The following is a 13264-nucleotide window of genomic DNA, read 5'->3' on the forward strand; positions in this document are numbered from 1 at the left end:
ATGCAGACTCAAACTGTTCATACAACAATCAATCTCGAGGAATTTTTAACAAAGCTTTTTGCAAAATTGATCTCTCAAAAAGATCAATTTGCACTCTGGAGAAAGCCACATTCTCATACTTTAAACATACTGATAGATCAGACTGGTATTACTAAAAGAGTGATACCACAACTTGAATCTTTAGAAGAAGGATTTATAATCCATCCTTTTTTAGATCAAGATGACAAAAAAGCATTTTTTTTAGAAAAATCAGTTTTTATCAAAATCAATCTTGCTGAAAATCAATTGGAGACTTACCCAGATGAAAAAATCTTATCGGAAAAGTTTGAGGAAGCCAAGGAGATTTTAAAAAATTTCTTCACTGAAAAAAAAGATAAAAAAACATCTCATACTAAACTAACTGCAACCGCCAAGGAAGATTTCATTGAATTGGTAGAAAAAGGTATACAAGAAATCAAAGAGGGCAAATTGAGTAAAATCGTACCTGCAAAAGTCAAAAAACTAGCATATAGCGATTCTTTTGATTTGGTCACCGCTATTCAAAGTATGCTCAAAGCATATCCAAATGCTTTTATAAACTTTTTCCATTTACCCGAGGTGGGGACTTGGATAGGGGCATCACCTGAAGTATTGATTCAAACCAAAGGGGACCAATTCCATACCATGTCTCTAGCAGGAACCCAGCGAGCTCGTGGAGATAATCCTCTCAAATCAGTAGCATGGACCCAAAAAGAAATTGAAGAACAAGCACTTGTATCTCGGTACATTGTAGATTGCTTCAAAAGAATAAGACTTAGAGAATATGAAGAAATTGGACCAAAAACAGTTATTGCTGGTAACTTGCTTCATCTTAAGTCAGATTTCAAGGTAAATATGAAAGCAACCAATTTTCCCCAACTAGGCTCAGTCATGCTTGAACTTCTTCACCCTACATCTGCTGTTTGCGGTATGCCGAGACAAGAAGCTTTCGACTTTATCAGTAAAAATGAATCTTTTGACAGATCATTGTTTGCCGGCTTTATTGGGCCAGTCAATATAGAAGAAGAAACCTCACTGTACGTCAACCTTCGAACTGCTCAATTACTTTGCGGAGCAGCTTTGCTGTATGCAGGGGCAGGCGTTACAGAAGATTCAGATCCTGAAAAAGAATGGGAAGAAACTGAGCTGAAATGTGAAATTATTGCAAGCCACTTAAACTTAAAAGAACTAAATTGATTTTACAACCCATCCTTGACTTAGTATCTATATGTGCCCAAAAAGGCATCAAGCAAGCAATATTATCACCAGGATCTAGATGTGCGCCTCTAACATTGGCTTTTGCACGGCACCCTGATATTCAGTGTAGGACTATCTCAGATGAAAGATCAGCTGCATTCATAGCTTTGGGGATGGCTCAGCAGTTGGAAAGTCCGGTTGTTTTGGTGTGCACTTCTGGCTCTGCTGCTTATAATTACGCACCTGCAATTGCAGAGGCATATTTCCAACAGGTGCCACTGATAGTGATCACAGCGGATAGACCATCTGAATGGATAGATCAATGGGATGGTCAGACCATCCGACAATCCGACATTTATGGCCGCCACATAAAAGCATCTCTGGGATTCCCTGATGAGTTCAGTCACAGAGACAAAGTATGGCATGCACATAGAATTGTCAATGAAGCTATCAATCTGGCCAGTGATTTCCCCGCTGGTCCTGTGCATATCAATATTCCACTTAGGGAACCCTTTTATCCTGAATCAGGTGAAAATTTTGAGTTCAAAAATATCAGGATTACAGATACGATTCATAGTAGGCTCGAATTAGGAGACATAGTGAAAGTACAGCTTAAAGAAAAACTTGCTCTTCACAGAAGAATAGTCATCATACCAGGACAACAAAGGCCCAATCAAGAAATTTCTAAAATCCTCAGCCTTCTTGCTTCCAATCAACAGGTAGTAGTCGTGTCAGATGTCATTTCCAACATGCAATCTGATCACACCATCACTTTGCATGATCATTTTATCAATCATGCCGAAAAGTTAGACCTATTAAAACCAGACCTGATAATTTCATTTGGAAAGTCGATCATTTCAAAAGGTTTGAAAAACTTTTTACGAACTTCTCAAGCGGAACATTGGCATATACAGCAAACAGGATATTCTCCCGACACTTATCAATCATTGACGAAAATACTATCATGTGATACAGAGTCATTCTTGAAGGTTTTGGTGGAAGAGCTTCCCAAAAACGAATCTTATACAAATACTTGGAAGGAATTAGACCAAATAGCAAAAAGTAAGTTAACCAATGCCCTAGATCGTTCTGCTTTCGGAGAATTCAAAGCCATCTACAAAATACTAAAATTCATACCAGCTCAGGCCAAATTACACATCGCCAATAGCATGTCTATAAGATACATGAATATGCTGGGAGCAATAGAAAACGAGATCATTTGCAACAGAGGTACAAGTGGTATAGATGGTAGCAACAGTACTGCTGTTGGTTGTACCTTTACTACCAAAGACCAAGTAATTTTGATTACTGGAGATCTGGCATTTTTTTACGATCGAAATGCTTTTTGGCACAATTACTCAATCTCCAATTTGAGAGTGATTCTCCTCAACAATCACGCTGGAGGAATTTTCAGATTGATAGAAGGCCCTTCAAAACAAGCCGAGTTGGAAGAGTTTTTTGAAACAAAACAAAATCTCGACGCAAGCCATCTTGCAAAAGAATTTGACTTTGAATACCATTTAGCCCTTTCGGAAAAGGATTTGGAACATTCCATGGAACATTTTTTTGATGAAAATACACGTCCAAAATTAATTGAAATCAAAACTGAAAGCCCTCGTAATGCCGAAATATTGAAGTGGATCAAGAGGGAGATTCTATAAATCAGCTCAAGATTGTGATTCTTTAGGCCAAAGTATTTTAACCAAAAACATGCTTTGGCCCTGACATCTTTTCGTATTCTTGATAAAGTAGCACAACCAACACCACCTCAAAGACAGTTAGTAGTATGAGTCCAGGGATAGCAAATACAACGGTCATAAAGCAAATACCAGTGACTATTCCTACAGCTACTGCTACAGTATAAATGACTTTTTTGTCCTTGGATTGATTCAGAAAACTTGCTGCAAACAAGACATAAATAATTCCAGATATAACAGCTCTTAAAATTAGGCTGAATTTACTTTCAAAATGAAATATGAATACAATGATGTCTTCTACCAGAAATATACAAGTTGCAAGGATCAGGATGACTGTCATGACTTGCAAGAAATAATTTCTTGAAAGTTCTGCAAGTTTGAAAAAAGACAGATTGAAGAAAAGGAATAAAACAATAATCCCAAATTTGAGAGAAATATAAAAAAGAGGTGAAACATCTCTAAAAGAATTAGAGTCTGTCAACAATTGAAGATCAAACAACCCTTCCACCATCGAAAGGATCAAATACAAAATCCCACAAAAGAATGAAGTTCGAAGCCATGAACTCATGGAATTAGCCATTGCCCCTTTTGGACCTGGCAATTGATTGGTTTCTACGACTTCATCTGAGAAATTTACTTCCAAGACTTCCATGATTGCCTTCACAGTGTATGGTCTTGGAGTAACTTCTCCAGCTTCAATCCGCTGAATTGTCCTTACATTGAGATTACAACGTTCTACCAATTCTTCCTGCGTCAATCCTTTGGCTTTTCTCCACTCTTGGATTTTTTGACCTAATATGGGCTGCTTCATTTGATGTATGTTTTTTTTTACCATAGCAAGTTGGAGGGATTCCTGCAAATATAACCCGAAATAGTACAGGATTTTACCCGACATTTGGACGACATTCAATATATCTTGACATTTCCTCAGCTTGTACCTCAATTAGTAATCCTCTTAAAAATAAAATGTAATACCAACAAATGACTGAATAAACGCTTAATAGGTTATTGCTAGTCTCACAAAAGAAGGGACATAAATTTAGGTTTATATTTTTTGGAAATCAGAAGTAATCATGATTTCACTGTCCTGCTAGCCAATTAAGAGTTATCTTTGGTTATCAAACCCAGCCTATGGAAAATCTTGATTATGCTCGATTACAAATGGCCTTTACATTAGGCTTCCACATCATCTTTGCGTGTATCGGGATGGTGATGCCCTTCTTCATGGTAGTTTCTCATTACAAATACTTAAAAACAAGAAATCCCATTTATAAGAAGTTGACTATGGCTTGGTTGAAAGGTGTAGCAATTTTTTTTGTCACTGGTGCAGTTTCAGGGACCGCCTTGTCATTTGAGCTTGGGATGCTGTGGCCTGGATTTATGAAGCATGCAGGTCCTATCATTGGAATGCCATTTTCTTTGGAAGGAGCGGCATTTTTTGTAGAGGCGATTGCATTAGGATTCTACTTGTATGGGTGGAATAAGTTGCCTGAGAAGTTTCATTGGTTCACAGGAGTGATAATCGGAGTGGCTGGAGTGGCTTCAGGTATTTTAGTTGTATCAGCGAATGGCTGGATGAACGCCCCATCAGGCTTTGATTATGTCAACGGAGAGTTTACGAATATAGACCCCGTGAAAGCATTGCTTAATCCAGCATGGTTTACACAGGCTCTGCATATGACCTTGGCAGCATTTGTAGCCACTAGCTTCGGAGTAGCGGGTATTCATGCCTATCAGATATACAAAAATCGAAATGTAGACCTACACCTCAAAGCTTTCAAAATCACCATAATCATAGGTACAATTGCAGCATTTCTTCAACCTATCAGTGGAGACATTTCGGCCAAAGACGTAGCTAAAAGGCAACCTGCAAAACTTGCTGCACTTGAAGCACATTACGAGACTCAAAAAGGAGCACCTCTATATATCGGAGGAATAGTAGACCAAGAAAATCAAAAGGTAAGCCATAAAATAGCCATACCAAAAGCTCTTTCATTCTTAGCATTTGGAGATTTTGACGCTGAGGTCAAAGGGCTCAATGATTTTCCTGAAGATGAGAGGCCTCCTGTGGCCATTGTGCATTATGCCTTTCAGATCATGGTAGGTTTGGGTGTAGCACTGATGCTAGCTGGAATCATATATTTGATCAGCATCAAGAAAAAAAGTTGGCTTCAATGCAAGTATTATTGGCTAATATTTGTGATCATGGCACCTATGGGCTTTTTGGCTATAGAAGCAGGATGGGTAGTAACTGAGGTAGGTCGTCAGCCGTGGATAATACATCAAGTCATGAAGACCAAAGATGCCGTTACACCAGTACCTGGAATGAAATATAGTTTCTTTTTTTACTTGGTTCTATATTCCATTTTGGCAATTACAGTTACCTGGTTGATGCAGAGACAAATTAGATCACTTAACCAAAAAATTGACTAAAGATGCTGTATGTTGTATTATTCTTTCTGCTTTTTTCACTCTTATTATATGTGATGTTAGGTGGAGCTGATTTCGGAGCTGGGATAGTTGAGTTATTTGCTTCTAAAAATAACAGGGCAAATACAAGGGATATTATATACAAGGTGATAGGTCCTGTTTGGGAAGCGAATCATATTTGGTTGATTATCCTTCTTGTGATTCTTTGGGTGGCATTCCCAGTGTATTTTAACATTATCGTAATTTATTTGCACATTCCTTTGACACTGGTACTTTTGGGTATCACGATTAGAGGTGTGGCTTTTGTCTTTAGGCATTATGATGCTGTGGTAGATAAATCTCAGTTTTGGTACAACTGGCTTTTCAGAATTGGAAGCTTTATGACACCTATTTTTCTAGGACTATCCTTTTCAGCTTTGATTAATGGCAAAATCATTTTGATAGAGGATCATCCAAGTGCTAGTTTTTACGATATTTTTATACAACCATGGTTCAATGTATTTGGTCTATTGACAGGGTTATTCTATGCTTCATTATGTGCTTTTCTTGCTGCTACCTTGTTGATTGGTGAGTCCGAAGGCAAATCCAAGCAACACTTCAGCAAAAGCTCAGCTACATTTACAGTGGTTTTGGTAGTAGTGGGATTCATACTTCTTACCTACGGTTACAGTTTTGAAATCAAGTTTATCCAAGATTTCATAGTGAATCCTCTTGCCTTGGCAAGTGTTGCTTTGTCAGGAATACTACTCATCCCGCTTTGGAAATTCATCAAACAACAGCGAAAGATAGCCAGCCGATACTTAGCAGGGATCCAAGTAATACTAATTCTGTTTGCAGCTATAGTTACTCATTTTCCTTATTTTATCATCACCTCAAATGAAGAAATAAGCATACTGGAAAATATAGCACCAGAATCTACAATCAACAATTTAGGCTGGATGCTTATCATAGGCGGAAGCATTATTTTACCAGGGCTATTTCATTTGATGAAATCATTCAAAATGATCAAAATATTGGAAAAATCTTGAATACTATAGAACAATATCAATTCAATTTTAGTAGGTAACCTTGGATTTTTGCCTCATAACCTATCGGATTTTGATTAGTATCTTTACATAAATATGTTACAAAAACTATTACCAATTTGCAGAACTTTAATAAGCTGAATCTTGAATCCTAAAATTTATAAATTCGAATAGAAATGTCTAAAAAATTTCATTTTATAGCCATTGGAGGTGCTGTTATGCACAATTTGGCACTTTCTATGGTCTCGCAGGGGTTTGAAGTCAGTGGTTCTGATGATGAAATTTATGAACCATCCAGAACTAGGCTTTTTAATGCGGGCATTTTACCAAATCAAAAAGGTTGGTTTGAAGAAAAAATTCATCCCGAGCTTGATGGAATCATTTTGGGCATGCACGCGAGAATCGACAATCCAGAGCTTACGAAAGCCAAGGCATTGGGAATCCCTGTATATTCATTTCCAGAATTTATTTATAATCAAAGCCAAGAAAAGAAAAGGGTGGTGATATCAGGCAGTCATGGTAAGACTAGTATAACCTCCATGATCCTTCATGTACTCAAAGCTGAGGGTGTGGCATTCGATTATCTAGTCGGAGCTCAGATTGCAGGATTTGATCTTATGGTAAAACTTTCTGATGCACCCATCATCATTATTGAAGGAGACGAATATTTAACTTCACCTTTAGATCGACGACCTAAGTTTTTCCACTATCAGCACGATATATTATTGATGAGTGGAATAGCGTGGGATCATTTCAATGTATTTCCCACTTTTGAAAATTATGTGGAACAATTTGAAAAATTAGTTGCGATGACACCAGAAAATGGTGTTTTTATCTATTGCGAAAGGGACCCAATTGTCAAAAAATTAGGGGAAAATTGTCCCGCAGATTCAGTCAAACTCATCCCCTACCAAGCACATCCTAGTAAAATCATAGATGGAGTGACCTATCTAGAAACGAACCTAGGCACTATTCCTATTGAAATATTTGGAGACCACAATTTACAAAACTTACAAGGTGCACTTGAAGTATGCCAATCGTTAGGACTTTCCGCTGAGGTTTTTTATAAGCATATCCAAACATTCCAAGGAGCGGCAAAAAGGCAAGAAATACTTGCTAAATCAGCAACTTCAATCCTCTACAGGGATTTTGCACATGCACCATCAAAACTTCAAGCTACGGTAAAAGCCGTAAAGAATCAATTCCCAGAAAGAAAATTAATTGCTATTCAAGAACTCCACACCTACAGCTCATTGAACAAAGATTTTGTTCACAATTACGCCCACACCATAGATGATGCTGATGAAGCTATTATCTATTTGAATCCAAAAGCTGTATCTTTGAAGAAGCTAGAGTTGATGGATGAATCTACTTTGAGGGAGGGATTTCAACGAAATGACATCAAGCTTTTCACCGAAATTCAAAAATTAAAAGATTATTTGGAGTCAAAATCATATCAAAACACCAACCTTTTGCTTATGAGCTCTGGCAATTATGATGATATGGACTTATCATCGATCAAAGAAAAAATCAATCAAAATTAATAAGATGAATTTAAACTTAAAGACTCCCGTCGCTTTTTTTGATCTAGAAGCTACAGGTACTAATATTTCCACAGACCGAATTGTAGAAATTTCTATTGTAAAAGTTCACCCCAATGGAAAAGAAGAGATAAAAACAATGAAAATTAATCCCACCATTCCGATTCCTTTAGAATCATCTCTGATTCATGGAATATATGATGAGGATATTAAAGATGCCCCTACTTTCAAAGATGCTTCTAAAGAACTTCACCAGTTTTTTGTAGGTGCTGACTTAGCAGGTTTTAATGTCTTGAAATATGATATTCCACTATTGGTAGAGGAGTTTTTAAGAGCAGGAATTGATTTTGATATAGATAAAAGAAACCTTTTGGATGCTCAGAAAATTTTTCACTTGATGGAAAAAAGAAACTTGTCAGCAGCCTATAAGTTCTACTGTGGCAAAAAATTAGAAAATGCTCACTCTGCCGAAGCTGATACTATTGCGACATATGAAGTATTCAAGGCACAAATAGCCCGATACGAAGGACAAGAAGCCGAAGATTTGCTTGGGAACAAACTGGGGACACTTGAAAATGACATGAAAAAAATCCATCAACTGCTCAATGAGAAGATGGTAGATCTTGCTGGCAGATTTATTTTCAATGAAAATGGTGAAGAATGTTTCAACTTTGGAAAGCATAAGGGCAAGACTATCGTGCAAGTTCTGAAAGAAGAACCTTCCTACTATGACTGGATGATGAAAGGTGACTTTCCATTAGACACCAAGCGTAAATTTACCCAAGTGAAGCTCAGAAGTTTTAATCTGGGATAAAAACATGGGGTTGATCACATGTTTCATTTTTTCATTAGAAAAAATTGAAGCTCACAATCAACCCCTTTTTCATTTTTTTTCTTTCCCTAAGCTGATTTTATAATCATCTGGAGTACCCTTCATATTGATATTTACAAATCTCACCCTTTTGTCTTGATCTCTGTAAACGATATCATCTTCTTGATCTGGATCTATTTCTGTTTTATTTTTACCTCCAAACAATGCCCTAAATCCAACTTGAGTGACCATGGCTAATGGAACACGGATGAAATAATCCATATTAAGATCTAAACTTTGTCTACCAGAAAGCTCAATAAAACCCAGACTTGAATTGATATTCATGCTAGGAATATGAAGCACTCCTTGTTTCAGTTCGAAAGTATTGCTCAAAGTATCAAATCTAACATTTTTCAAGTTCCTATCACCGAAGTAAGAAGCCATAGCGTCCAAAGGTGCAAAATTGACCAAACTACCTTGATAGACTGTCAAATCCATGGAGGCTTCAGACTTATCGATAATGGGAGTCAAATCTGGATAAACTAAGAACTTACTCTTGATCTTACCACTTACTAGTCCATGCAAATTCTCATTGATCAAATAATCCTGTCCAAAATTCTCAAACTTAAAGAGAAGTTTATCCAAATCGAGTTTATCTGCTACCAGATCACTATGAAAATAAATTTCCTCAGGATTAGATCCATTGAAATACCCCTTGGCCGCTAAAAATCCACTAGCAACATTCATTGACAAAGTGTCCAAATACAGATAATGGTTGCTTGTGGTTCTGGCATTAGCTTTTACATTTTCAAGCCAAAACTTATGATAATTCAGTTTTCCAATATTTGCTGAGAATTCCATTTCTGAAAAAGGGAGCTGGAAAATATTGAATGAATCTTGATGATTGGTCTCACTCTCAAATCCCTCAAAACCCATCAAAGCATCAAGGTCCAAAACTTGACTGTTGAGCCTAAAGTAGTTTCTCTTAACTTTGGATTTTGGAATACTATCAATACCTGCTATGAAATAGCCCATATCGATTTTGAAATCCGAAACTCCCATTTTACCTCCCAACTTTTCTACTGTCAGGTAGCTGTCTTCAAAATGAACCCTTCCATCAAAGTTTTCAAGTTTCAGAGGATGGATATTTAGTTTACCTGATAATTGATTGAGATAAAAATCAGCCGATTTAAATTCCTTAAGATAATGTAGATCTACTCTGCCATTGAGCTTAAGATCAGTAATCACTTCATCTGCATAGTCCTCGGGGAGATAATTAACCCCATCATAAGTCAATAAATCATTGAGTTGTAATTTTTTAGACGCCAAATCAAAATCAAAACTTGAATCTCCATTTTTTTCCTCCTCAAACCACTTTTTATAATTGGAAAACTTTCCAGTAATCACGAAATCTGTATCATCAATTTCGCCTTTGAAATCTTTCACTTGAAGTTCATTATCCTTGATTAGGATATCGGCATGAAAATCATGAAACTTGTGTGGGAAGTTTTTCAACTTTGCATGGAAGTCCTCAATAAAAAACTCACCAAGAGGAACATGCTCAAAATTCATCAAATCCCTACCAGTAGACTCAAATGCCATTTTGACCTCAAAATCCTTGATTTCCTCTTCAAATCCCTTTCCCGAAGAATCTGGTTTGATCAGCTGATTCAGTTTAATCTGATTTGATTTGGAATTGAATTTCACTTTAACTGGTGACTTGGTCTGGTGCAACATCGCTGAGAAATCATTCAACTCTCCAGAAAATGCAAAATCCGAATCTCCAATTTTAAAACTAAGTGAATCTAAAACTACTTTTCCCTTTCTCATATAGGCGTAAGCGTTGGCTTGCTTCACCGGCAAATGGTAGTCTGGAATAGTCAGTGATAGATTTTTGACTTGAAGCTTACTCTGCAAGCTTCCTTCTACACTTGAGATAGTAGTAGGCGGAAAATCAATATCTACCAGTTCATCAAAATCCATGTCCAAAAGAACCTGCCCTTGAATACCTCTCAGACCCTCAATTTCGAAAAAAGCTCCTAAAAACTCTAAATCCAAATCAGCATTTAGATTGATTTTGACATAAGGATCCTCAAAATTTCTGATGACCATTCTTCCTTGAAATATCCCCTCATCAGGTCTTGCATGAAAATGTTGCAATTGTATCTCGCTAGTTTTCAGATTACGATCTGATCCATTTGTATAAAATCCCGTAAATCTCAATTCATCTACTTTTTTTTGAATACTAGTATTCAAGAAATAAGCATTATCAGCACCAAATTCAATAGAAACAGCGGGGTTTAAACCTGGCCCTGTTTTTCCTCTTACTGATCCAGTAAAGAATACCTCTCCTTCGTTTTTGTACCGAGACAGCAACGCAGCTGTTTCATTAGGTAAAAATGCAGCAAAGATATTAAAATCAGGTTTTTCCCCATCCAGTTTCAAATCCAGATCCATACCATCATCAAGCAGTATTATCTCTCCATTTAAAGCTAAAAGTGCACCTTCTAATTTTAACTTTGATGGAGATATTTTCAACAATTTTCCGTCAGAAAAATAATCCAATTTCAAATCTAAGCTCATATGCTTATCTGCAAAAAAGGTGTTTTCACCATTTTCATCAAGATCAAAAATTAGGTCTGTAACCACGCCTAATGAGGTCTGATTATCAGAGAGCCTTACATTAGATTTCAGTCTATCAATATGAAATACCAAATCTTGATTGGTGGATAAATTTGAATAAGTCAATTCAAATTTATTGAGTTCAAAGCCATCGAGATCAAAAGCAAAAGCATCAGAATCCTCCTCATCTTCCTCCTCATTCCCTAACCCTTTTGCAAGTAGCAAGTTGATGTCCCCATTTTCATATTGAATCAAATCCAAATGACCATCTTCTATTTTTAGCTTCTTTACTTCATATTTCCCTCTCAAGACATCCCAGACATTGAACCCCAAATACAAATCTTTGGCTTCATATATAGGCTTGGTATTCATCTCTTTGTTTTCAAAAAATTGAATATTCTGCAAGTCTATGGAGATGTAAGGAAATGAAGCAAAAGGAGAAATGTAAGAATCTGCTATAACTAATTCTCCTATGAATTCTTCATTGATTTTTGATAGCACATTCTGAGTAATTTCTCTCTGCTTGCTGTAGATCACTCCTAAGGCAATTACAAATAATAAAATCGGGACAAGTAAAAATAAGGATAAGTAAATTATTTTTTTTCTATTCATCGAAACTATACTTTTCATACTACAAGGTCAGGAACGATGTAAATGGTTTCTTAAGTTTAAATTTTTAAGAAAATTTATCAACGATTTAGATCTTCAACCCTCCACATTTTCTATTTTGTGACTTTTATCAATCACCAAAAGACATACCCATAGCTTTGGCTGCTCTCACCAAGAAGCCTCCTTTATCCACAAAATTATAATCCTTTACAGCTTCTTCTAAACTTACAGAACAATAATCATTGTTTTTGAAGGATACCATTTGTCCAAAAGCTCCTTCTTTTACCAAATCAAAAGCTTTCACTCCAAACATCGTTGCTAGTACGCGATCATAACTGACAGGAGTACCTCCACGCTGGATATGGCCTAATACAGTTTCCCTAATCTCTGGCTTGCATCCAGCTGCTTTCAACTCTTGAGACAATTGAAAAGCAACACCTCCGAGTCTAAGGTGCTCCGAGACAGTTTCTCTAGCAGTGCCAAAAACTTGACCATCTTGAGCCTTGGCACCTTCTGCTATGACAATATTGACAAAGCCTCTTCCCTGCTCATACCTACTATCGATTTTCTTTTTCACTTTCTGAATGTCATAGGGAATTTCAGGGATAAGGCAAATTTCAGCTCCACCAGCTATGGCTGTATGTAAAGCGATCCATCCTGCATCTCTGCCCATGACTTCCATGATCATCACCCGATGATGACTTTCTGCCGTAGTGACGAGTTTGTCGAAGCTATCAGTAGCTATCTGCACTGCTGTCTGAAATCCAAAAGTAGTATCCGTAGCTGAAAGGTCATTATCGATGGTTTTTGGAACTCCTATAATAGGTACACCAAGTTTAAACAATGCATTAGAGATTTTCTGCGAACCATCTCCACCGATATTTATTACAGCATCAAAGCCTAATTCTTTAATCTTCGCCGCCAAGCTCTCAGTTCTATCTTCAAAAATAATATTGCCATTCTCATCCTGTACAGGAAATTGTAAAGGATTTCCTTTATTCGTCGTTTTCAATATTGTACCACCTTTGACATGAATGCCACCAACAATTGATTTCTTAAGCTTTATGATCTGTGGAGGATCACTCATGACGCCATTGAATGCCTCAATACTTCCATATACTTCCCATTCTTTGGATTTCTTTGCTGCTTTAAAAATGCCTCTGATGACAGCGTTCAGCCCAGGGCAATCACCACCTCCGGTACATACAAGTAATTTTTTCATCTTAATAAAATATATTTTAGCCGATTATAGTATTTCTGTGTAGATATAAAGATAGCTTGGATATATTTGTTTTCCACTGATGACAAAAAAAT

At 36.8% G+C, this 13264-nt stretch carries 9 protein-coding genes; 6 read left to right on the plus strand and 3 right to left on the minus strand.

The window, feature by feature from the left end; genetic code table 11:
• The gene (locus tag MM214_RS14215; RefSeq protein WP_241296303.1) at window positions 1-1215 is read left to right on the plus strand and encodes a chorismate-binding protein; all 1215 of its coding nucleotides are present in this window, start codon (window positions 1-3) and stop codon (window positions 1213-1215) included.
• On the plus strand, window positions 1212-2876 hold the full coding sequence (gene menD, locus MM214_RS14220) for a 2-succinyl-5-enolpyruvyl-6-hydroxy-3-cyclohexene-1-carboxylic-acid synthase (RefSeq protein ID WP_241296304.1): 1665 nt from the start codon (window positions 1212-1214) through the stop codon (window positions 2874-2876). The genes MM214_RS14215 and menD overlap by 4 nt, the downstream gene beginning before the upstream one ends.
• Before the next feature lie 37 nt (window positions 2877-2913).
• On the opposite strand, the gene MM214_RS14225 is transcribed toward menD, so the two are convergent.
• The gene (locus MM214_RS14225; protein WP_241296305.1) at window positions 2914-3723 is read right to left on the minus strand and encodes a helix-turn-helix domain-containing protein; all 810 of its coding nucleotides are present in this window, start codon (window positions 3721-3723) and stop codon (window positions 2914-2916) included.
• 320 nt (window positions 3724-4043) lie between these two features.
• On the opposite strand from MM214_RS14225, the gene MM214_RS14230 reads away from it, so the two are divergent.
• The 4 genes from MM214_RS14230 (at window position 4044) to MM214_RS14245 (ending at window position 8722) form a co-directional block, all read left to right on the plus strand.
• Complete coding sequence (locus MM214_RS14230; RefSeq protein WP_241296306.1) at window positions 4044-5345, plus strand: cytochrome ubiquinol oxidase subunit I; 1302 nt, start codon at window positions 4044-4046, stop codon at window positions 5343-5345.
• Between the two features lie 2 nt (window positions 5346-5347).
• Window positions 5348-6370 (plus strand): cytochrome d ubiquinol oxidase subunit II, encoded by a 1023-nt coding sequence (locus MM214_RS14235; RefSeq protein ID WP_241296307.1) that lies wholly within the window; start codon window positions 5348-5350, stop codon window positions 6368-6370.
• A 173-nt stretch (window positions 6371-6543) separates the two neighbouring features.
• Complete coding sequence (locus MM214_RS14240; protein WP_241296308.1) at window positions 6544-7911, plus strand: UDP-N-acetylmuramate--L-alanine ligase; 1368 nt, start codon at window positions 6544-6546, stop codon at window positions 7909-7911.
• A 4-nt stretch (window positions 7912-7915) separates the two neighbouring features.
• A complete protein-coding gene (locus tag MM214_RS14245; RefSeq protein WP_241296309.1) occupies window positions 7916-8722 on the plus strand; it encodes a 3'-5' exonuclease in 807 nt (268 codons plus the stop codon).
• A 69-nt stretch (window positions 8723-8791) separates the two neighbouring features.
• On the opposite strand, the gene MM214_RS14250 is transcribed toward MM214_RS14245, so the two are convergent.
• Together MM214_RS14250 and MM214_RS14255 are read right to left on the minus strand one after the other, a co-directional pair.
• Window positions 8792-11953, minus strand: a complete 3162-nt coding sequence (locus MM214_RS14250; RefSeq protein WP_241296310.1) for an AsmA-like C-terminal region-containing protein — start codon at window positions 11951-11953, stop codon at window positions 8792-8794.
• A gap of 127 nt (window positions 11954-12080) precedes the next feature.
• On the minus strand, window positions 12081-13172 hold the full coding sequence (locus tag MM214_RS14255) for a 6-phosphofructokinase (protein ID WP_241296311.1): 1092 nt from the start codon (window positions 13170-13172) through the stop codon (window positions 12081-12083).
• Between the last annotated feature and the right edge of the window lie 92 nt (window positions 13173-13264).

Origin of the sequence: Belliella kenyensis (assembly GCF_022549675.1) — a bacterium.
Classification (GTDB): Bacteria; Bacteroidota; Bacteroidia; order Cytophagales; family Cyclobacteriaceae; genus Belliella; species Belliella kenyensis.

What these genes read in the sequence shown, in the direction of transcription:
- MM214_RS14215 (WP_241296303.1), top strand. Translation starts at nt 1, where the DNA reads ATGCAGACTCAAACTGTTCATACAACAATCAATCTCGAGGAATTTTTA.
- MM214_RS14225 (WP_241296305.1), bottom strand. Translation starts at nt 3,723, where the DNA reads ATGAAGCAGCCCATATTAGGTCAAAAAATCCAAGAGTGGAGAAAAGCC.
- MM214_RS14230 (WP_241296306.1), top strand. Translation starts at nt 4,044, where the DNA reads ATGGAAAATCTTGATTATGCTCGATTACAAATGGCCTTTACATTAGGC.
- MM214_RS14235 (WP_241296307.1), top strand. Translation starts at nt 5,348, where the DNA reads ATGCTGTATGTTGTATTATTCTTTCTGCTTTTTTCACTCTTATTATAT.
- MM214_RS14240 (WP_241296308.1), top strand. Translation starts at nt 6,544, where the DNA reads ATGTCTAAAAAATTTCATTTTATAGCCATTGGAGGTGCTGTTATGCAC.
- MM214_RS14245 (WP_241296309.1), top strand. Translation starts at nt 7,916, where the DNA reads ATGAATTTAAACTTAAAGACTCCCGTCGCTTTTTTTGATCTAGAAGCT.
- MM214_RS14250 (WP_241296310.1), bottom strand. Translation starts at nt 11,953, where the DNA reads ATGAATAGAAAAAAAATAATTTACTTATCCTTATTTTTACTTGTCCCG.
- MM214_RS14255 (WP_241296311.1), bottom strand. Translation starts at nt 13,172, where the DNA reads ATGAAAAAATTACTTGTATGTACCGGAGGTGGTGATTGCCCTGGGCTG.